A 21,372-nucleotide genomic window follows, 5' to 3' on the forward strand; every position below is an offset into this window, starting at 1 on the left:
GGTGGTTGATGTCTTAAAATTACTGTTTTGGAAGAGATGTTGAGCAGCTGTTGCAGTTTTCAGCAAAAAAATAATTCTTACCATCTTTCTTCACTGCTCTGATCAGCAGCAGATGCAGTAAACTCAGCTCTTGTTTTTATTTTCTGTACCTGCCGGTCAATAATTAGCTGGGCAATCAGTGAAGCAGCATTTTCACCTTCATGTGCCTGCAGCAGCTGTTTCATTTTTGCTTCGTGTACATCAATGCGGTAGAGATAGAAGATGAGTTTTTCAAAATCGGTATTGATGAGCTGGTTGATGTATTGAGTGAGTTCTTCTTTTAATTCAGACAGAGAAATGTTTTCCGGAAGCTCCAGTGAAAGCTCTTTGTTGAGCAAAGGGATGATATCATGATTCGGATCACTCACCTGACTTGTCTTTCTTTTTATTATAGAACGTAAACAGTACTGTTAACACAATTGCCATGATTGCACTTTTAACGAGAACGGAGGCAATGGTTGTATCTGCTTTATTTGCTATCCATATTAAAAAGCCATAGTTAATTAATGCAACAATAATAAAATTAACCAGAAGCAGAATGAAAAACTGAATGATTTTAACCGGGTTCATTTGAATTGTTGTCTAAAGTTTATTTTCCATCACACCTGTTCCAAACAACGCAAAATCATATTTTACGGGATCGTTCTTATCTAAGGTACGGAGATTGGCAGTGAGTTCCAATGCTGCTTCCCAATCATTTTGTTTGCGGTGAAGAAGCCCATACTGCCGGGCAACTCTTGATACATGCACATCCAGCGGACAGATCAATTGGGAAAGCTGAATATTTTTCCAGATGCCGAAGTCAACACCTTTCTTATCATTACGAACCATCCAGCGCAGGTACATGTTCAGTCTTTTGCAGGTTGATTTTTGCAGGGGCGATGAAACATGTTTCTCTGTTCGTTTCAGATGTTCATGAGCAAAGAAATTGTGTTTGAACTGATTCAATCCTTCTTCCACGGTCATTCCATTTTTGGGAAAGAAAGCAGTTTCTAATGAATCATACTTTGAATAATGCTGCTGAAAAAATTCAATGAAGTAGTACAGATCATCAGCGTTAAATGTGCGGTGCTTAAATCTGCTTAATTTTTTCAATCGATCAGAATCATAGTGAAGACAAAATGCATGCGGCTGCATTTCCATTAACTGCATCAGTTCTGTTGATTTGTTGATGATAGTGGTACGGTTGCCCCATGAAAAAATTGCAGCAAAGAATCCTGCTATTTCAATATCCTGCTGCCTGGTAAACAGGTGAGGAATAGAAATGGGGTCATCTTTAATGAAAGAAGGTTGATTGTACAAATCAACCTTCTTATTGAGAAATCGTTTTAATTCTTCCTGTTTCATTACCCAATCGCTTTGGCTAAATCAGCAATCAAATCATCTGCATCTTCAATACCCACACTTAAACGGATGAGTGAATCACTCAAGCCATCCTTGATTCGTTTTTCTCTCGGAATACTTGCATGCGTCATACTTGCAGGATGATTGATCAAACTTTCAACTCCACCTAAACTTTCAGCTAAAGAAAATAAATGAGTGGATGATAAAACACGTTTGGCTTCTTCCACACTGTCGTTCTTTAATTCAAAACTGATCATGCCGCCAAAGCCACGCATCTGTTCTTTTGCAATGGCATAACCCGGATGATCCGTAAAGCCCGGCCAGTAAACCTTCGCCACTTTCGGATTTGCTTTCAGCCAGTGTGCAATCTTTTCACCGTTCTCACAATGTGCTTTCATTCGTACCGCAAGTGTTTTAATTCCACGCAGCACCAAAAAACAATCCATTGGTCCGGGAACTGCACCGCAGCTTTTTTGAATGAAGTATAATTTTTCACGAAGCTCAGCATCATTCATCACCAGGCAACCCTGGATCACATCACTGTGTCCGCTTAAATATTTAGTAGCCGAATGCATCACAATATCAGCACCAAGATCTAATGGATTTTGCAGGTAAGGCGAAGCAAATGTATTATCAACACAAAGCAAAGCGCCAGCCTGTTTGGAAACAGCAGCAATGGCTTTGATATCGGTGATATTCATCAATGGGTTGGTTGGTGTTTCCAGCCAGATGAGTTTTGTATTAGCCGTAACAACTGCTTTTACATTCTCCGGGTTGGTAGTATCAACATAAATAAATTTGATTCCGAATTTTTCAAACACTTTCATGAACAGCCGGTATGTGCCACCATACATATCACTCGCTGCAATCACTTCATCACCCGGGCTTAATAATTTAATTACCGCATCAGTTGCAGCAACACCACTGCCAAACACCAAACCAAACTGACCGTTTTCAATGATTGCAATAGCTTCTTCCAAAGCTTTACGTGTTGGGTTCTGACTTCTTGCATATTCAAAACCTTTGTTTACTCCCGGCGCTTCCTGCACATACGTACTTGTTTGATAAATTGGTGTCATGATTGCACCGGTTGAAGGATCGGGATGAGCACCGGCATGAATAACTTTTGTATCGAGTTTCATTCTGTATGTTTTATCTCGTCTGACGCCCACGTCTGACGAATTGTTATGAACTGTTTTCGCCATCCGAAGTTGGCGTCAGATCACGGATTGCTACGATGAGGATTTAGAAAAGATTCGCCGCACAGAAATAGCGCCAGTCGTCATTATTAACAGCATGTGCTGCTTTGGCATGGATGGGTTGCTGTAATACATTGGCACGAATGATCTTTTCAGTTACTAATTTCTTCCTGCTTTCCATCAGCAGTTCAGTAAAGCTCGGCGTATGCATCCATTGCTGCTGCGGGGGTTCATAACCTACCTTATCTGTTCGGTAAACAATGGAAGATGGTAAGACCTGCTTCATACTTTCACGCAGAATGTATTTGGTAAAGCCGTTATGAATTTTATAATGCGATGGTAATGAAAAAACAAACTGTACCAATTCATGATTCAGAAACGGCAACCGCACTTCTCTTCCATGTGCCATACTGTTACGATCGGCATAGCGGAGTAATTCTTCCAGGCCAAACTGCATGGTATTGTAATAAAGCAGATCATTCAGCTTGCGGACGATTGGTTTGAAGATGGCGTGTTTATTGATATGTTCTTTGAAATAAGCAGCATCAATACCAGCACCGAATTTGATTTCTTTAAATGCTTTACTTTCCAGTTGTACAGCAGCAATCTCCGGAAACCTTGCTGCGATTTTATTCTTCCAGCTCCATTCAAACGGAATGTTGTTTGTTGTTAATGCTTTCATCTCACGACTCACAACTGACGACTCCCGCCTCTTCACTTTCTCCTGTAAAAACCAATGAATATATTTATAATAACCCGCCAGTATTTCATCAGCACCCTGTCCATCAAGAATCACTTTTACTCCATGCTGTTTTGCCAGTTCATATACTTTGTATTGTGCATAGATGCTGCTCGATTGAAAAGGTTCTTCCTGGTGATAGATCAATTTCTGAATATCGTTCAACAAAGTTTCTGCAGTGGGTGTAACTGTGAACTGCTGTAACTGAAACTGATCAGCTACCTGTTTGGCATAAGCCGTTTCATCTTTTTCAAAACCGGGAAAGGAAGCGGTGAATACCTGGAATTTGGAATTTGGATTTTGGGTTTTGATGTTTGCAGCAATGGATGCACTGTCTAAGCCACCACTCAAACTTGTACCCACTTCAACATCACTTCTTAATCTTCTTTTAATGGATGTGCTGAATAAAGATTGAAACTGTTCAATGGCTTCTGCTTCGCTGATGGTTGAAACGGTTTCTTTATCAAGGTCCCAGTATTGAGTGATTTCATTCTTACCATCCTTCAAACTTAATTTCAAATAATGCGACTGTGATAAGCAGATAATATTTTTATAAAATGTCTGCGACAGATCAACCGGATTTTTCACCCAGCCCAAACCAATATAATTCAGCAGCATGGAATGATTGATCTCTTTTTTTATTCCTCCTGCCCACAATGCTTTCATTTCACTGGCAAAGACAAACTGCTCGCCATCAAAAAAATAATAGAAAGGCTTTTCGCCAAATCGGTCCCTTGCTGAAAAAACCGTCTGCTCCTGTTCATCCCAGATCGCAAAAGCAAACATTCCATCAAACTGCTGCAGGCATTCTTCTTTCCAGCAATCATAAGCTGCAAGAATAACTTCTGTATCGGATTGTGTACGGAACTGATATCCTTTCTTCAGCAGTTCTTCTTTGAGTTCAATGTAATTGTAGATCTCACCATTGTAGGTAATTGTGTAGCGGGGTTTTCTCCCCTCTCCCGTTGGAGAGGGGTTGGGGGTGAGGTGCATTGGCTGTGCAGCCGCATCACTCAAATCAATAATCGCCAAACGCCTGTGACCAAACCCAGCTGTTTTGTTTTCACTGATCCAGAAACCTTCCCCATCAGGTCCACGATGAGCAATGGCATCTGTCATTGCTTTCAACCTTTCTGTTGAAACAAACTGCTGATTCACTGATATAATTCCTGCAATACCACACATGCTGTAAATATTCAAAATTCAAAACACAATAACCAAAAATGCTGCAATAAAAAAACTCCGCAGGTTTATTTGCGGAGTTCTGATTATTTATCAAACTGCGTAAAGTTTAGTTCACTTCTTACATCCCAACTACGCTAAAGCTTCGTCGGGCAAGCGTACCTCGTACATCTAACACCGTACACATCCTCACCAGCTAATCGGCATCCTCACCAGCACATCATCCCAGTTCATCACCAGGTTGATGCTTTTATCAGTAATCTTTTCAAAGGTCATGGTAAATGATTCAACCATATCTGCTGTTCGAGTAACGGCACATTCTTTACGAACCACATCTTTTGCTGCATCGTATTTAAACGCTCCCCAGATATCCGTTTCTTTATTGATGATGAGTGTCCATTTAACTGGGTTTTCAAGTGCATACATCGTATAACGTCCCTTCTTCACAGTTTTGCCGCCAATTTTTACATCACGGAAAAATTCAATCTCAGTTGCTTCATTGGCTCCAAGCCGCCACACTTTTCCATCTTCCACCAGTTCACCAAACACTTTACGTCCGCTTTTCGAAGGGCGGCTGTACACCACTCTGGCAATCAGCTGTTCTGTTACTTTATTGGGTTGAATGCGGAGAATGGGATAATTTACCGGGTAATAAGCCATGTCCATGGGCGATTTGTCAAGAGGAGGCAACTTAGAACCGTTCTGTGCAGTAACCGTAAATCCAAGAGCTAAAAATAACAGGGAAGAGAGGAGAAATTTCATTAGTCGATTTGTTTGTTTTTCTAAACGCAAATTTAGCTGAAACATTGCTGCCGGAAATCACCACTTATCCTGCTTATGGGCATGATTATCACAACTAACAAGTGTTAATATTGCTTAATTTTAAAGCTATGTACCAGGAACTTACTTACCAATCTGCTGAAGAAGCACTGTCCGTCATTCAAAGTGGCGACCGTGTTTTTGTACAGGGCAGTGCACAGACGCCTTTGTATTTACTGCGTGAACTGGCCAAACAGTCGCATCGTTTGCATAACGTAGAAATGGTTTTTATTACCGTGGCCGGTGATATCACCATCGACAAACCGGAGTACGTCGACAACTTTCATATCAACTGCATGTTTGTAAGCGAAAGTGTGCGCAGGGCAGTGAATGAAGGCCGTGCCGATTTTATTCCTGTGTTCCTCAGCGACATCCCTGACCTTTTCAAAAAAGGCTACCTGCCCATTGATGTGGCACTTGTACAGGTTTCTCCTCCTGATAAACATGGTTACTGTTCTTTGGGTGTAAGTGTTGATATTGCCCGCAGTGCCGTAAACACTGCCAAACATATTATTGCACAAATCAACCCCAATGTACCACGTACTCATGGCGACAGTTTGATCCATACCGACCGTTTTACTTCCGTTGTATATGAAAAAGAAGCTTTACCTGAAGTGGATTATGGTTGTAAAGTGGGGGATGATGAATTGAAAATCGGCCGTTACATTGCTGAAATGATTGATGATGGAAGCACATTGCAAATGGGGATCGGCACCATTCCCGATGCAGTTTTGAAATCACTTCACAATCATAAAAACCTCGGCGTACATACAGAAATGTGCAGCGATGGAATTATTGACCTGGTTGAAAACGACATCATCAACAACACCAAGAAAAACATTCATCCCAATAAATCAGTTACCGGGTTTGCTGTGGGCACAAGAAGATTATATGATTATGTGGATGATAACCCGGCCTTTGCTTTTCTCGATATTGATTATGTCAATAATCCGCATGTCATCCGCCGTAACCCGAAAGTAATTGCCATTAACAGTGCCATTGAAGTGGATATTACCGGGCAGGTTTGTGCCGACAGTATTGGTACAACTCAGTACAGCGGTATTGGCGGGCAAATGGTTTTTATGCGTGGTGCTGCGTTGAGCGAAGGTGGTAAACCCATCATTGCCCTAACCTCACGAACTGCAAAAGGAATGAACAGGATCGTTCCGTTTTTAAAACAGGGAGCCGGCGTTGTTACCACCCGTGGACATATTCATTATGTGGTTACCGAATATGGCGTTGCACATTTGTATGGAAAAAATCTGCGGCAAAGGGCCAAGCTCTTAATTGATATTGCACATCCCGATGACAGGGAAATGCTGGAGCGTGCCTGTGTGGAACGGTTCAAACATTTCCTGGTGTATGATTCTTATATTCACTAATTGGTCTGATATCTGTTCACCCAACGGGTGACCCGATAGCTATCGGGTGTACATCAATTTATCATAAGGTCTGAATAGGTATGCCATACCTGTGATCTCTCTGATTTATTTTAAGTAGTGTTCTTAGGTATGGCATACCTCAACCATTATATTCCTTCAACTTGTTTTGTACAAACGCTAACAGTAAAGGGAAAAATTCATCATAACATTCCTGCAGCTCATCAAAGTTTTCTTCAAACAAACGGAAGGCAGTGGCACTTTCTGTTAAGTAGGTGGAACGACGTACCACTCCATGTAAACTTTTTTCGATTCCCCATCGCTCATGGTAATTGTATAACCAGTTCTGCGTTTTCATGTAAGGAAACATCATGGCAAAACGTTCAGGAAAGAGTCCGTTAAACGGTTCAAGTGTTTGGTAGGTTTCTGTTGCAAATTGATGAAGTGCTGCTGTATTGCTGAAAATGGTTTCATCCGTTGCCAGGTAATGATCATACACCACATCTACAAAAGCGCCTGCATATAAACGATAATGCGGACGGAAAATCTCTTTTGCCCTTTTGGTTATTGCATGATCATCGGTAAACGTATCAATGGCCCGGTGAATCTCCATTCCCTTTTGAATGCCGGCCGGATAATCAAACTTCTTTTTACCCTTTACATAATCACTGATCATATTCCCCACCAGTATTTCGGGATCATGAAAAGAGAGATAGGCGTGGGCGAGGTAGTTCATACAGTTTTTTTACAGGCGGCGTAAGCTTTTTGCAGAACCGCCGTCTAATCCAGTTCAAATCAAATATTATTAGACATGAAAGTACTTCAATTTTTATTGCTTTTTATCTGCGTTGGTGCAATGGCACAGGCACAAACACCTGCAGATACTTCTAAAGGCAGAATGAACCGCCGTGATCTTTACCAGGAACTGAACCTTACCAAGGATCAGCAGGAAAAAGTTAAAGTGATTCAGGACAAACAGCGGGAAGAAGCACAGGCTGTACGTAACAACACTGCACTTACACCCGAGGCGCAAAGAGAACAAATGGGAACCATCCGTAAGAAATACAATGAACAGATCGATTTATTGCTTACTCCCGAACAGAAAGAAAAACTCGCCAAACTGCGCAAAGAGCAGGAGGGGGAAATGCAGAAGAGGCGAAACGGACAGGGTGGAGGAAACAATTAAATTTCAACCGGCTTTGGCCGGTTTTTTTATGGGGTTGAAAAACCGTTACGCCGTTGTTTGTCTGCGCCATTGGAGGTCAGCCCGGGGTCTGGCCTCCGACCCCGGGAGTCAGAATGATTTCATTTGTACTTTCGGGGAACGTAAGAAAGAATTATGAAAAAAGAAGAAATTAAAAAGGTAATTGAGAAGTTTAAAAATTATAGTCTGAATGAGTTTGAACTGATAAGATCTTTTGAATCTATTCGAAATGATATTACTGAAAGTCACTTATATGATTATCGTGAACTGATGTCAAATGTAATTTGCGATTTGGAAATACTATATTTTACAACCGAAGATGACGCAAAACGAAGTTTCTTTTTAGCAAGGATTAAAGAGTTAGAAAGTCAATTGAAGTTATCTTGATGGTCAGCCCGGGGTCTGGCCTCCGACCCCGGGAATCAGAACCCTGCAGATGTTTTAGTACATTTATCTATGCCTGTCCGCTCACAACATGAACAGCAATCGAACAGCATTTACTTTATAACCTTCACCTGTTATAACTGGCTTCCGCTTTTCAACTCACGGATGCATATGATACCGTGTACAAGTGGTTTGATTACTTGTACACACAAAACATACGCACAACAGGCTATGTTATCATGCCTAATCATATACATGCATTGCTGTACTTTCCGCAAATGCCAACATCATTAAATACCATCATCGGAAACGGAAAACGGTTTATGGCATATGAAATAATCAAACGGCTTATTGCTGCTAATGATGAAGCCATGCTCGTCCAATTAGCTGCAGGTGTAAAAGAGAGTGAACGTAAAAAAGGACAATTGGTCAGCCCGGGGTCTGGCCTCCGACCCCGGGAATCAGAACCCTGCAGATGTTTTAGTACATTTATCTATGCCTGTCCGCTCACAACATGAACAGCAATCGAACAGCATTTACTTTATAACCTTCACCTGTTATAACTGGCTTCCGCTTTTTCAACTCACGGATGCATATGATACCGTGTACAAGTGGTTTGATTACTTGTACACACAAAACATACGCACAACAGGCTATGTTATCATGCCTAATCATATACATGCATTGCTGTACTTTCCGCAAATGCCAACATCATTAAATACCATCATCGGAAACGGAAAACGGTTTATGGCATATGAAATAATCAAACGGCTTATTGCTGCTAATGATGAAGCCATGCTCGTCCAATTAGCTGCAGGTGTAAAAGAGAGTGAACGTAAAAAAGGACAATTGCATAAAGTATTTGAAGACAGCTTTGATGCTAAAGAATGTGTATCAACAGAATTTATTTATCAGAAGCTGGATTATATTCATCATAATCCAACAAGTGGTAAATGGATGCTGGCAGCAGATTTCTTACGCTATGAAGATTCAAGCGCAGCATTTTATGAAGATGGTAAAAGCGGATACAGTAAATTGCTGAGGGTTGAAGAGGTGATGTAACTGTTGAAATCCCGGGGTCGGCATGGGCGGCTTCCCGGGTATTGAGATTTTGCAAGCCAGACCCCGGGGCGACGGGAGAATTTTTTGGAATACTAGTCAAACTATTTTTAAGCTTAGGGGCTGTCATTTTAGTACTGTATTTTCTTTACACAACTATTTTTAGATAGTTTTTTATAAAACAAATCTTATTTTATTTCTTTCAGATTCTGTTCACGGAGATGTCTCGTTCCTCGACATGACGGATAATACAGCATGAGTAATAACAGTCATTATAAATTTTCGGAGTGCCGTCATTTCGACGAAGGAGAAATCTCTGCATACGTAAACTGTTTATAATTATTTTAAGTTTAAAAAAAGGAAGCTGTTCAGGATGCAATCTGTTCCTAACTTTACCCCATGCCGTTCAAACTTCATTCACCATACGCACCCGCAGGCGATCAGCCACAGGCCATTCAGCAACTTACCGAAGGAATTCTGAATGGAGAAAAATACCAGACCCTGCTCGGTGTTACCGGCAGCGGTAAAACATTTACCATGGCCAATGTCATTCAGAATGTGCAGAAACCAACACTGGTGCTGACACATAACAAAACACTGGTGGCACAATTGTATGGTGAGTTCAAACAGTTTTTTCCTGATAATGCAGTCGGCTATTTTGTAAGCTATTACGATTACTATCAGCCAGAAGCATATATGCCCGTGAGCGGCACTTACATTGAAAAAGATCTCAGCATTAATGAAGAACTCGATAAACTCAGACTGCAGGCAACAAGTGAGTTGTTAAGCGGTCGAAGAGATATTATAGTAGTAGCCAGCGTAAGTTGCATCTATGGTATGGGTAACCCCATTGATTTTGAAAACGGAATTATCCGCATCGAGAAAAAACAAACACTTTCAAGACAGGGATTTTTACATTCACTGGTTAACAGTTTGTACAACCGTTCGCAGGGTGATTTTACAAGAGGAACATTCAGAGTGAAAGGCGATACGGTTGATATCAATTTGCCGTATGTTGATTTCGGTTACCGCATTACCTTCTTTGGCGATGATATTGAAGAAATTGAAACCATTGATGTAAAGTTGGGCAAGCGCATTTCAAAAGTGGAGAACGCTGCCATCTTTCCTGCCAACTTATACATTGCACCCAAAGACAGGATGCAGGAAATCATTTATGAAATTCAGGATGAAGCAGCGGCACAGGTTGAATATTTTAAGAGCACCGGAAAATATATTGAAGCACAGCGTTTGAAAGAACGCACCGATTATGATTTAGAAATGATCCGTGAGCTGGGTTACTGCAATGGCATTGAAAACTATTCAAGGTTTTTTGATCGCAGATATCCCGGCACCAGACCTTATTGTCTGCTCGATTATTTTCCGAAAGATTATTTGATGATGGTTGATGAAAGTCATCAAACCATTCCGCAGGTGAGTGGTATGTATGGCGGCGACAGAAGCAGGAAACTGATTTTGGTTGATTATGGGTTCCGTTTGCCGAGTGCATTGGATAACCGTCCGCAAAACTTTCATGAGTTTGAAAGCCTCATTAACCAGGTGGTATTTGTAAGTGCCACACCTGATGATTATGAAATGGAAAAGACAGGAGGTGTACTGGTTGAACAGGTTGTACGGCCAACAGGATTATTAGATCCGCCGATTGAAATCCGTCCAAGTGTCAATCAGATTGATGACTTATTGGATGAAATTGATAAACGCATTAAGAAGGGCGATCGTGTACTGGTAACCACACTTACCAAACGGATGGCAGAGGAAATGGATAAATACCTGGCACGCATCAACATCAAATCAAAATACATTCACAGCGAAGTGGATACACTGGAGCGAATTGAAATTCTTCGTCAGCTTCGTTTAGGAACAATTGATGTGCTGGTAGGTGTAAACTTATTACGTGAAGGATTGGATCTGCCTGAAGTTTCATTGGTTGCAATATTGGATGCAGACAAAGAAGGTTTCCTGCGCAATGAAAAAAGCTTAACGCAAACTGCAGGCCGTGCTGCAAGAAATGTGGATGGTCTCGTTATTTTCTATGCCGATAAGATGACGGAAAGCATGCGCCGCACCATTGAAGAAACCAACAGAAGAAGAGAAAAGCAAATTGAGTTTAATATCAAACATGGCATTACACCCAAAACAATCATCAAAAGTGTTGAGCAGGTGATGCAGCAAACTTCTGTGCTTGATATCAAAGGATACGATACATCCAAGCCATACGCTATGGCTCCTGATGGTGAGTTAGTGAGTGCAGCTGCTGAAGAACAGGAACTGTACCAAAGCATTCCGCAGGTGGAGAAAGCCATTGCCCAAACCAAAAAGCAAATGGAGAAGGCAGCCCGTGATCTTGATTTTATGGAAGCAGCAAGGCTGAGAGATGAGATGTTCAGGATGCAGAAAGAGCTTGAAGAGATGAAGAAATAAATTACCTCTTAGTTTGTATTCATTGATGTTGGGAGTAAGCTTATCTTAACGGCATGAAAACTGTTATACTATCCCTGTTATTTATTTGCAAACTCGCAGCAGGATTTACACAGCAACCCGAACTGGTTTTGCCTGTTGGTCATACTGGTAGTTTGACGGGCACTTTAATTACCCCTGATCAAAAATTTATTGTTACAGCATCAGAAGATGGAACAGCCAAAATCTGGAACAATCGAACCGGCAAACTCCGGTTCAACCTTGTACTTCATTCCGGGTCTGTTACAGATATAGCAATGAGTAAAGATGGGAGTTTTATTATACTCGGATCCGGAGATGGCACTTATTCTAAATGGGAGATTGCCACCGGGAAACTTTTGTATCATTCCCTTAAAGCTGCACCCATTGAACAGCTTTTTCTCTTGTCGGGCGATAGTGTTTTGATTTTGCAAAAACCATTAACCCTGGTTCGTTCTTATATGAAAGAAGGTATAGAAGACGAAATTTTTGCGGGCGACAATTCTCAATTCATCAAATTATTTACAGTTAGTCCCGATAAAAAAACAGTTGCTCTTTACAGAGAGTTTGATGGGCTTTGTTTTTATGAAACAGAAAATTTCGAAATGCTTGCTTCTACCGATCGGGTTACTGCGGATAGTGGTTACTATGAGATGTCACTTGTGGTTCCCCGAACCATTTTTTTTCTGAATAATCAAACCGTTGCTTTACTCTGTGAAAAAAAAGTTACTGCCTTTTTTAACGCAGGAAATGCACGTCAACTATATCTCAATGAGCGTGGAATGACAGATGTTGAAAAAACTCCAGATGGCAAATATGCGGTTCTGCTTCATGCAAGAAAGGATTCTGTTACTGTGATTGATTTAATGAAGCAGCAACCGGTAATAGCTGTCCCGCTTTCAAAAGTAGCATGGGTGGTTTATAAGTTTACTGCAACAGATTCTTCATTTATCATTGAAACAGATAAAACACAGGAAGAATATTCTCGAACAGGTGAAGTCGTCGCCACCAGAAACCTAAAAGAAAACCCGGCAGAAGAATCTAATGACATGTTTAAAGGAAAAGTAGAAGCTCTGAAAAAAACATTCATGAGCCAAGACGGGAACTATATTTTTGAGTTGAGGACATCTCAAATTAATTATTGGAAAGTGAAGGTGGGCCGTAGTATACGTTTCCCTACGCAGGAAGGATATAATTCGCTTCAGGATATTTATCTCACCGCCGACCCCGGCAAGGTAATTTTGAGATATTACAGCTCGTTCGGATTATATGATTTGGAAAAAGAACAAATGCTTTATCATCAGGAGTTAGATAAAATTCACGATCTTATTTTAAATCAGGCAAAGACGGAACTTGTTGGATCAGTTAATGAGCGATGGATTGTTAAATGGAATATTTCAACTGGTATGTTGCTGAATCAACTGCAGTTGCCTGTGAAATTAAATACCATTGCTGTTTCAGCCGATGGACAATTGCTGGCTGGTATAAAGGAAGAGCGAAACAATGACAGTATTCAGGTATGGAATTTTGTGAGCGGTGAGCTTGTTACTGCTTTTGAACGGCCTGGTCAGTATATAGAAGGCGGCTGGGTTGTTGTTTATACACCAAACTATAAACCTATCATTGAATTTTCAGAGAATGCAAATTATCTCTTTTACAGTAAGGGGGATCGGGGAGAATTGGGTGCAGTAAAGTTGCCTTTTTGGGAAAAGTACGGAACTGAAGATTCGGCTTACAATCCAGATCCAACGGAACAGTATGTGCCGGATAGCTATTACTCTTCACGCCTAAATATTATTCAACAACCCAACACTCCCGTCATTTTTGTATCCCGTTTTTTGCCTGAATCTCCCGATCAGAAAATAGTTGTTTACGATTATGTTGAGGGAAAAAATAAGTTTGAGCTTGTCTATCCGGATTTTCATCGTGTTCTTACTTACAGCTTATCAAAAAATAGTTTATATACTGCTACGTCAAAAGAATTGCTTGTATGGAATATAAGTTCGGGTAAACTTGTACGCAAATATGCTTTGCCACCCGGATTTGACGCAGTAATGTATTATGAAGAAAGTAATAAGCTGATCATAAAATCCAATGATCGGATTGGTGTAATGGAACCGGGCAGTACAAAGCCTGCGTACTATCTGTCAACACTTACCTCCGGTGATTTTATTGTTTACCGCAGCGACCGTTATTACCTGGTTACTCCTTCAGCTGTTCGTTTGCTGGCCTGGAAATCAGAAAATCAGTTTTATGATTTTGATCAATGGGATATTCAGTATAATCGCCCCGATAAAGTAATTGAATCATTAGACAATCCGAAATCTTTACTGGCAGCAGCTTATTATAAAGCCTATTTAAAGAGACTAAAGAAAACGGGTATCAATGAAAGTATATTTCGTCCGGGGTTAAAAGTTCCGGTAACAACCATTCTTGAACCCGTTGAAGACGGACAGGTTGTGAATACCAGCAGAATTGTTTTAAAAGTAAATTGTAAAGACCTGGAAGCGTCATCAACCATTGTGTCTGTATATGTAACAATTAATGATGTCCCATTGTATGGTAACGGAGGTTTAAAGCCGGCAAAGCCGGCTCCGGAATGGGAACTTTCTGTTCCTGTTTTATTGACCGGCGGTAATAATAAAATTTCAATTTCCTGTTTTAATAATAAAGGAGTTGAATCAATGCATGAGCAGGTATCAGTAATTTATCAACCAAAAGAAACTATTTCAGGCACGGTTCACTTTATCGGCATTGGTATTAATCAATTTAAAGACAGTAAACATAACCTGCAATGGTGTGTAAAAGATATCAGAGATCTGGCATTGAAGTTTAAAGAAAAGTACGGCAGCAGTATCATCATTGATACACTGTTTGATCAAAACGTTACACTCGCCAATGTGCAGTCTCTCAAAGAAAAACTGCTGCAAACAAATATCAACGATAAGGTAATCATTGCCTATTCTGGTCATGGGTTGTTATCAAAACAGTACGATTACTATTTATCCTCCTTTGATGTAAACTTCAGCAAACCGGAAGAAAACGGTATTGCCTATGAAGAAATTGAAAACCTGCTGGACAGTATTCCTGCCAGGAAAAAGTTATTACTGCTCGACGCCTGCCACAGCGGTGAAGTGGATAAGGAAGAAATGCTGGTAATGCAAACAGCAAAAACAAAAGCAGGCAATAAAGGATTAATCATGAACCGTGGCTCGGAAGAGGAAACAACAGAAACAAAAACAGTTGGACTGCAAAACAGCTTTGAGCTGATGCAATCCCTGTTTGTAAATGTTGGTAAAGGAACTGGAACCACTATTATTTCAGCTGCCGGCGGGGTTCAGTTTGCCCAGGAACGCAATGAACTGCGCAATGGAGTTTTCACCTACAGTTTGCTCGAAGCCCTGAGCAAAAACAAAACTATCCGGATATCAGAATTGAAAAAATATGTGGGACTTCGGGTGGAACAGCTCACTGATGGAATGCAAAAACCCACCACCCGTAACGAGTTGAAGGATTTTGACTGGAATGTTTGGTAATAAATCAAGCTCTATTTCATAACTTCAAGACCACTATCAAAACAATCAGCCATGTTCACATTTGCATTATTTAATCTCAAAGGTGGTGTTGGTAAAACAGCCAGCTGTGTAAACTTTGCTTATCTCGCTGCCAAAGACGGATATAAAACATTGTTATGGGATATTGATCCGCAGGGAGCAACATCGTTTTACTACAAAGTAAAACCAAAGCAAAAAGTAGCGATGCTTGACCTGGTGGGGAAAGATGCAACCCTTATTGAAAATATCATGAGTACAGAATATGAGAATCTTGATATTATCCCGGCTGATGTAACTGCAAAAGCACATGATGTAATGATTGGTGAAATGCAGGGATCCAAAAAACGTTTGGCAACCATCATCAAACAACTGAAAAATGAATATGATTTCATCTTCATTGATTGCCCTCCGGGGTTAAGTTCACTGGCAGAAAATATTTTCAACGCATCTGATATTGTGTTGATGCCGATTATTCCAACAACACTTTCTGTACGCACTTATCATATGGTAAAAGATTTCTTTAAAGAAAAAAGTATCGACATCAAAAAGATGACCTGCTTTTTTACCATGACTGATCTGCGCCGCAATATGCACAATGAAGTAATGGAAGAATTGTACAAAGACAAACGCTTCTTCAGCAGTTATATTCCTTACCTGAGTGATGTCGAAAAGATGGGCGTTCATAAGGCACCGTTAGAAGAGTTTGCACGCAGCAGTTATGCCGCTCAATGCTACCGGGATCTGTGGGAAGAGATCAAAGAAGGTGTGCTGTAACCCTTTACAGCACTGCATTTCAGCCTACCGTAAAATTACCAAAGGGCCATTAAGTACTAACCCCCAATTTTGTCAGAAACAACTGTAAACTGTTGTTTAAGTCAATTTCTGTATCTACATTTGAATTGTCCAATTCTTTTGAAAAAACTAAATCCAATAGTCATGAAAAAACCATTGCGTTTCTTCTCGTTCGTATTTTTCCTTTTTGCAATTTATTTAAACGTGTTCTACAAAGAAGATTCTTTCCTTGCAAGAGTTGTTGCAGGTAAGTCTGAAATGTCTAAGCAACAAACAGCACAACAGCCAAAAGAAGCCAAACCACTTGAAAGTGAAATGGCTGAGAACACAGGCAAATAACATTATCAATTTTTTTGTCAAGCAGGTCAATAATCGGCAATCCGTACCCTACCTTTTTTTAGCTGCCGGTGTTGAATTTTCTCATAATGTAAGTTTTGCGGAGGTGGTTTCTACCACCTCCTGTTTTTGTTTATAAATTTTTACCACTTCTTAGTTGTACAGGCTATCTATGCAACTTATCTTAGCGGAATGGCTAATGATAAAAAAGTGTTCCTGCTCGATGCGCTTGCACTCATCTTCCGTGCATATTATGCACTTATACGCAGCCCGAGGATTACATCCAAAGGACGAAATACAAATGCACAGTTTGGTTTTACCAACGCATTGATTGAACTCATCAATAAACAGAAGCCGTCGCATATGGCTGTTTGTTTTGATACACAGGCTCCTACTGAACGTCACACTGATTTTGCGGATTATAAAGCGAACCGCCAGGATGCTCCCGAAGATTTACTAGAAGCGTTGCCCGATATTAAGCGGATCATCAAAGGATTCAACATACCGGTCATTGAAAAAGACGGGTTTGAGGCCGATGATATTATCGGAACACTCAGCAGGAAGGCAGAAGCTGCCGGTTATGAAGTGTTCATGGTTACGCCCGATAAAGATTATGGACAGTTGGTAACTGAAAAAGTAAAAATTTATAAGCCTGCTTACCAGGGTGGTGATGTAGAAATTATGGGTCCGGCTGAAGTGTGTGCCAAATGGAATATCAAAGATGTGAGCCAGGTCATAGATATTTTAGGAATGATGGGTGATGCAGTGGATAATATTCCCGGCATTCCCGGTGTGGGTGAAAAAACGGCGGCTAAATTATTAGCCGAATATGGCACACTGGAAAATGTACTGGAGAATGCAGATAAGATTAAAGGTGCAATGGGTGAAAAAGTGAAGAATGGAAAAGACCTGGCGATCATGAGTAAAAAACTCGCAACAATTATTATGGATGTTCCGGTTGAATTTCATGAGGAAGATTTCAGATTGAAAGACTGGAATAAAGAAGTGCTGAAAGAAGTGTTTACTGAGCTTGAATTTAAAACCATAGGTAAGAGGATTTTGGGCGATGACTTTAATACATTCAATACAGCACCTGTTGGCGTTCAAAAAGATCTGTTCGGGAATGTGGTTGATACAGCTATGGGTGAGGTAAGAAAAGATAAGAAAGCTACTGCCAAAACAAAGAAAACGGAACAGGAAATTGATTTCAGCAGCAACCCTGCTGATGAAACGGGTGAAGCTGCCGAAGAAACTGCTGTTGCAGAAGAACATTATGGCGGCGCATCAAAAAACATCAGCAACACTCCGCATGAATATATTGCTGTAACAACAGAAGCAGATATTAAAAAGCTGGTTGAGGAGTTATCCAAACAAAAAGAAATTTGTTTCGACAGTGAAACAACTGGATTGGATGCAAATGATTGTGAACTGGTAGGATTGAGTTTTTCTTACAAAGCCGGTAAAGCCTGGTATATTCCCTGTCCTGCCGATCAAACAGAAACAAAGAAAATATTGAATCTCTTCAAACCATTATTTGATGATGAATCAAAAATATGGATCGGACAAAATACCAAGTATGATCTGCTGGTGCTGAAGTGGTATAATGTAGAGTTGAAAGGAAATTTATTTGATACCATGCTTGCTCATTATGTGGTAGAACCGGATGGCAAACGCAGCATGGATATTTTAAGTGAACAGTTTCTCAGTTATGAACCGGTGCATATTGAAGAACTGATTGGGAAGAAAGGGAAAGGGCAGGTTCAGGGAACAATGCGTGATGTGGAACTGGAGAAGATCACAGAATATGCAGCTGAAGATGCAGATATTACTTTGCAGCTGAAGGAAGCGCTCTTCCCGATGCTGAAAGAAAAAGAAGTGGAGAGGGTTTTTTATGAAGTGGAGAATCCGTTGGTGAAAGTGTTGATGAATATGGAGTATGAAGGAATCAGGGTTGATGTTGACTTCCTGAATGTATATTCCAAACAACTGGAGAAGGATGCTAAAGAAGCAGAAGAAAAAGTATACAGTTCGTCAGGTTTAAAGTTCAATCTTGCTTCACCAAAACAGTTAGGAGAAGTATTATTCGATCATTTGAAGCTTGATCCCAAAGCAAAGAAAACAAAAACAGGACAGTATGCAACAGGTGAAGATGTGTTGCTGAAGCTGGCACATACAAGCCCGATTGTAGAAGATATCTTAACCTTCCGTGAACTTACAAAATTGAAATCAACTTATGTTGATTCATTGCCGTTGCTGATTAACCGTAAAACAGGAAGGGTACATACAACTTACGGACAAGCCGTTGCTGTAACAGGACGTTTGGCAAGTAACAATCCCAACCTCCAAAACATTCCTGTACGCACTGAGCGTGGAAGAGAAATTCGCAAAGCATTTATTCCGAGAGATGAAAAGCATGTGCTGGTAAGTGCGGATTATTCACAAATTGAATTGCGTATTGTTGCTGCCATCAGTGGTGATCCTGCCATGTGTGAAGCATTCATCCAGGGAAAAGACATTCATACAGCAACAGCAGCGAAAGTGTATAAGATTGATGAGAAAGATGTAACCAAAGAAATGCGTTACAAAGCAAAGAGTGTAAACTTTGGAATTATATATGGGCAAGGTGCATTTGGTTTGGCGGATAATTTAGGCATCAGCAGAACAGAAGCAAAAGAAATCATTGATAATTATAAACGTGAATTCTCCGGCATCCAGAAATACATGGATGATACCATCAACTTTGCCAGAGAGAATGGGTATGTGGAAACACTGATGGGTCGTAAGCGCTGGTTAAGAGATATCAACTCATCCAATTTTACGGTTCGTGGTTTTGCTGAACGAAATGCAATCAACTCACCCATACAGGGAACGGCAGCTGATATGATTAAACTGGCGATGATTAAAACACATGCCGCATTGCAAAACAGTAAATTCAAAAGTAAAATGATATTGCAGGTGCATGATGAATTAGTATTTGATGTACTGAAAGATGAGGTTGATGATATTAAACAACTGCTTCTTGAGTGTATGCAAACGGCAATGCCATTAAAACATGGAGTGCCGGTCATTGCTGAAGCGGGAACAGGTACCAACTGGTTAGAAGCACATTAATAAGTAATAAGGCTTCTGTTAATGAATTGCAGTTACCAAAACCTAATGGCTGTAAGTATTTCTGCATAAATAAAATTAATTACTGATTTCGATTCCGCTGCTTTATGATACCGGTCATTTAGCAGCTGTTCATTCATTTTCATTTATCATCCTACCTTTGCCGCCTATGCAACCCACACTTATTTATTGTTATGATGCTTATTGCGGTTGGTGTTATGGGTTTAGTCCCGTGATTAAAAAAATAGCGGACGTATACAAAGAAAAACTGCATGCAGAAGTATTAAGTGGCGGCATGGTACTGCCTGAACACCCTGTTCACATCAGTGCAACTGCCGGGTATATTAAAGAAGCCTATCACACAGTAGAGGAATATTCGGGAATAAAATTCGGTGAAGATTATTTGTGGCATATCAACAATCCTGATAAGAGTGACTGGTTCCCCTCATCAGAAAAACCAGCTATTGCATTAAGCATTTTTAAAGAAATCTACCCCGAACGACAGATGGAGTTTACTGCTGATTTGCAATACAGCCTGCATTATGAAGGAAGGGATTTAACAGATGATGAAGCGTACCGTCATTTGCTGAAGAAATATGAAATCAATGCAGATGATTTTTACAGCAAACTGAAATCAGAAGAATACAAAGAGAAGGCGTATTACGAATTCCAGTTGTGCAAGCAATTACAGGTAACAGGTTTTCCACAGGTACTGATACAGATAACAGAAACAAAATTCCATTTGCTTGCAAGAGGATATACTGATTACGACACACTGGCAAAACGGATAGAACTGGTATTAACAGAAGTAGAAAATAATTTATTCAATTAATTCAATATTCAAATGATTCTTACAATTACTCTTAACCCATGTATCGATAAAAGTTCTACAGTAGAAAAAATAAAACCCGAAAGCAAGCTGCGTTGCAGTGAAATAGTAGATGAACCGGGCGGTGGCGGTATTAATGTAAGTAAAGCGTTAAAGAAATTAGACACGACATCTGTTGCTTTATTTCCGTCAGGGGGAAATAATGGAAATATGCTTTGTTCTTTGCTGGATGAAGAAAATATTGTTTTCCATGCAGTTGATTCAAAAGTTGAAACAAGAGAAAACTGGATTGTACTGGAAGAGTCAACTGTTAATCAATACAGGTTTACTTTTCCCGGTCGGCAGGTACAGGAAGCAACCATCATAACTCTCATTGATCAGATCAGAAGCTTTTCTCCATCTTTTGTTATTGCCAGTGGCAGTTTGCCCCCGGGCTTACCAGATTATTTTTACGGACTGGTTGTAAAGAATGCAAAATCAGTTGGAGCAAAATGTATTGTTGATACAAGTGGCCCTGCATTGCAGGCATTGCAGGGAAAAGGAGCATATCTCATCAAACCGAATATTGGTGAGTTATGTAAAATGCTGAATGTAGATTGGCTTGATAAAGATGAAGTGGCTGATGCAGCGCACCAGGCGATTATGGATGGTTATGCAGAAATGATTGCAGTAAGTATGGGGCCTGAAGGTGCATGGATTGTAAGTGAGGAAGAACGTTATTTTGCAACTGCACCAAAAGTTGAGAAGAGAAGTACAGTAGGCGCAGGTGACAGTATGGTGGCAGGTATGACTTTTATGCTGGAACAAAACCGTTCATTAAAAGAAGTGATCTCATTTGGTGTTGCCTGCGGAAGTGCAGCTACTATGAATGAAGGAACACAGTTATTTAACAAAGAGGATGCTGAAAGATTATACAGCATTATTTCACAACAATAATACATTCAAAAGAAG

At 40.3% G+C, this 21,372-nt stretch carries 19 protein-coding genes; 12 read left to right on the plus strand and 7 right to left on the minus strand.

The features are described from left to right. Positions 1–77: 77 nt before the first annotated feature. From IPK31_08700 to IPK31_08725, 6 genes are all read right to left on the minus strand, one after another. Entirely contained in the window at positions 78–407 is a 330-nt protein-coding gene (locus IPK31_08700) for a hypothetical protein (GenBank protein MBK8088005.1), read from the minus strand. Further along, the gene (locus IPK31_08705; protein MBK8088006.1) at positions 400–609 is read right to left on the minus strand and encodes a hypothetical protein; all 210 of its coding nucleotides are present in this window, start codon (positions 607–609) and stop codon (positions 400–402) included. Before IPK31_08705 ends, IPK31_08700 begins: the two co-directional genes overlap by 8 nt. A 12-nt stretch (positions 610–621) precedes the next feature. Beyond that, positions 622–1,386: a TIGR02757 family protein gene (locus IPK31_08710; GenBank protein MBK8088007.1), complete on the minus strand. Its 765-nt coding sequence runs from the start codon at positions 1,384–1,386 to the stop codon at positions 622–624. Further along, entirely contained in the window at positions 1,386–2,525 is a 1,140-nt protein-coding gene (locus IPK31_08715) for a cystathionine gamma-synthase (GenBank protein ID MBK8088008.1), read from the minus strand. Before IPK31_08715 ends, IPK31_08710 begins: the two co-directional genes overlap by 1 nt. A gap of 103 nt (positions 2,526–2,628) precedes the next feature. Continuing rightward, a complete protein-coding gene (gene asnB / locus IPK31_08720) occupies positions 2,629–4,506 on the minus strand; it encodes an asparagine synthase (glutamine-hydrolyzing) (protein ID MBK8088009.1) in 1,878 nt (625 codons plus the stop codon). Between the two features lie 186 nt (positions 4,507–4,692). Next, entirely contained in the window at positions 4,693–5,265 is a 573-nt protein-coding gene (locus IPK31_08725) for a DUF2911 domain-containing protein (protein MBK8088010.1), read from the minus strand. A gap of 128 nt (positions 5,266–5,393) precedes the next feature. Here IPK31_08725 and IPK31_08730 point away from each other — a divergent pair, with 128 nt between their 5' ends. Beyond that, on the plus strand, positions 5,394–6,704 hold the full coding sequence (locus tag IPK31_08730; protein MBK8088011.1) for an acetyl-CoA hydrolase/transferase family protein: 1,311 nt from the start codon (positions 5,394–5,396) through the stop codon (positions 6,702–6,704). A 139-nt stretch (positions 6,705–6,843) separates the two neighbouring features. Here the strand turns inward: IPK31_08730 and IPK31_08735 are convergent, their stop codons facing one another. Continuing rightward, positions 6,844–7,437, minus strand: coding sequence for a DUF479 domain-containing protein (locus tag IPK31_08735; GenBank protein MBK8088012.1), 594 nt, complete (start codon positions 7,435–7,437; stop codon positions 6,844–6,846). 75 nt (positions 7,438–7,512) lie between these two features. Here IPK31_08735 and IPK31_08740 point away from each other — a divergent pair, with 75 nt between their 5' ends. From IPK31_08740 to IPK31_08790, 11 genes are all read left to right on the plus strand, one after another. Further along, the gene (locus tag IPK31_08740) at positions 7,513–7,887 is read left to right on the plus strand and encodes a hypothetical protein (GenBank protein MBK8088013.1); all 375 of its coding nucleotides are present in this window, start codon (positions 7,513–7,515) and stop codon (positions 7,885–7,887) included. A 153-nt stretch (positions 7,888–8,040) separates the two neighbouring features. After that, positions 8,041–8,292: a hypothetical protein gene (locus tag IPK31_08745; GenBank protein ID MBK8088014.1), complete on the plus strand. Its 252-nt coding sequence runs from the start codon at positions 8,041–8,043 to the stop codon at positions 8,290–8,292. Positions 8,293–8,468: 176 nt separating this feature from the next. After that, positions 8,469–8,807, plus strand: coding sequence for a hypothetical protein (locus IPK31_08750; GenBank protein MBK8088015.1), 339 nt, complete (start codon positions 8,469–8,471; stop codon positions 8,805–8,807). Beyond that, positions 8,785–9,351 carry a hypothetical protein gene (locus IPK31_08755; protein ID MBK8088016.1) on the plus strand — a complete coding sequence of 189 codons (567 nt, stop codon included), beginning with the start codon at positions 8,785–8,787 and terminating at the stop codon, positions 9,349–9,351. Before IPK31_08750 ends, IPK31_08755 begins: the two co-directional genes overlap by 23 nt. Before the next feature lie 396 nt (positions 9,352–9,747). Next, positions 9,748–11,787 carry an excinuclease ABC subunit UvrB gene (uvrB, locus tag IPK31_08760; GenBank protein ID MBK8088017.1) on the plus strand — a complete coding sequence of 680 codons (2,040 nt, stop codon included), beginning with the start codon at positions 9,748–9,750 and terminating at the stop codon, positions 11,785–11,787. Between the two features lie 53 nt (positions 11,788–11,840). Continuing rightward, positions 11,841–15,338: a caspase family protein gene (locus tag IPK31_08765; GenBank protein MBK8088018.1), complete on the plus strand. Its 3,498-nt coding sequence runs from the start codon at positions 11,841–11,843 to the stop codon at positions 15,336–15,338. Positions 15,339–15,389: 51 nt separating this feature from the next. After that, positions 15,390–16,130, plus strand: coding sequence for a ParA family protein (locus IPK31_08770; GenBank protein MBK8088019.1), 741 nt, complete (start codon positions 15,390–15,392; stop codon positions 16,128–16,130). 138 nt (positions 16,131–16,268) lie between these two features. Further along, positions 16,269–16,487 (plus strand): hypothetical protein, encoded by a 219-nt coding sequence (locus IPK31_08775; GenBank protein ID MBK8088020.1) that lies wholly within the window; start codon positions 16,269–16,271, stop codon positions 16,485–16,487. Between the two features lie 189 nt (positions 16,488–16,676). After that, positions 16,677–19,595 carry a DNA polymerase I gene (gene polA, locus IPK31_08780; protein MBK8088021.1) on the plus strand — a complete coding sequence of 973 codons (2,919 nt, stop codon included), beginning with the start codon at positions 16,677–16,679 and terminating at the stop codon, positions 19,593–19,595. Between the two features lie 166 nt (positions 19,596–19,761). After that, the gene (locus tag IPK31_08785; protein ID MBK8088022.1) at positions 19,762–20,424 is read left to right on the plus strand and encodes a DsbA family protein; all 663 of its coding nucleotides are present in this window, start codon (positions 19,762–19,764) and stop codon (positions 20,422–20,424) included. Positions 20,425–20,436: 12 nt separating this feature from the next. Continuing rightward, positions 20,437–21,357, plus strand: a complete 921-nt coding sequence (locus IPK31_08790; protein MBK8088023.1) for a 1-phosphofructokinase family hexose kinase — start codon at positions 20,437–20,439, stop codon at positions 21,355–21,357. The last annotated feature ends 15 nt before the right edge of the window (positions 21,358–21,372 follow it).

The sequence above is a fragment of the Chitinophagaceae bacterium genome, from assembly GCA_016713085.1.
Classification (GTDB): domain Bacteria; phylum Bacteroidota; class Bacteroidia; order Chitinophagales; family Chitinophagaceae; genus Lacibacter.

Coding starts and splice junctions, on each gene's coding strand:
- IPK31_08705 (MBK8088006.1), bottom strand. CDS start 609: ATGAACCCGGTTAAAATCATTCAGTTTTTCATTCTGCTTCTGGTTAAT.
- IPK31_08710 (MBK8088007.1), bottom strand. CDS start 1,386: ATGAAACAGGAAGAATTAAAACGATTTCTCAATAAGAAGGTTGATTTG.
- IPK31_08715 (MBK8088008.1), bottom strand. CDS start 2,525: ATGAAACTCGATACAAAAGTTATTCATGCCGGTGCTCATCCCGATCCT.
- asnB (MBK8088009.1), bottom strand. CDS start 4,506: ATGTGTGGTATTGCAGGAATTATATCAGTGAATCAGCAGTTTGTTTCA.
- IPK31_08725 (MBK8088010.1), bottom strand. CDS start 5,265: ATGAAATTTCTCCTCTCTTCCCTGTTATTTTTAGCTCTTGGATTTACG.
- IPK31_08730 (MBK8088011.1), top strand. CDS start 5,394: ATGTACCAGGAACTTACTTACCAATCTGCTGAAGAAGCACTGTCCGTC.
- IPK31_08735 (MBK8088012.1), bottom strand. CDS start 7,437: ATGAACTACCTCGCCCACGCCTATCTCTCTTTTCATGATCCCGAAATA.
- IPK31_08740 (MBK8088013.1), top strand. CDS start 7,513: ATGAAAGTACTTCAATTTTTATTGCTTTTTATCTGCGTTGGTGCAATG.
- IPK31_08745 (MBK8088014.1), top strand. CDS start 8,041: ATGAAAAAAGAAGAAATTAAAAAGGTAATTGAGAAGTTTAAAAATTAT.
- IPK31_08755 (MBK8088016.1), top strand. CDS start 8,785: ATGCCTGTCCGCTCACAACATGAACAGCAATCGAACAGCATTTACTTT.
- uvrB (MBK8088017.1), top strand. CDS start 9,748: ATGCCGTTCAAACTTCATTCACCATACGCACCCGCAGGCGATCAGCCA.
- IPK31_08765 (MBK8088018.1), top strand. CDS start 11,841: ATGAAAACTGTTATACTATCCCTGTTATTTATTTGCAAACTCGCAGCA.
- IPK31_08770 (MBK8088019.1), top strand. CDS start 15,390: ATGTTCACATTTGCATTATTTAATCTCAAAGGTGGTGTTGGTAAAACA.
- polA (MBK8088021.1), top strand. CDS start 16,677: ATGGCTAATGATAAAAAAGTGTTCCTGCTCGATGCGCTTGCACTCATC.
- IPK31_08785 (MBK8088022.1), top strand. CDS start 19,762: ATGCAACCCACACTTATTTATTGTTATGATGCTTATTGCGGTTGGTGT.
- IPK31_08790 (MBK8088023.1), top strand. CDS start 20,437: ATGATTCTTACAATTACTCTTAACCCATGTATCGATAAAAGTTCTACA.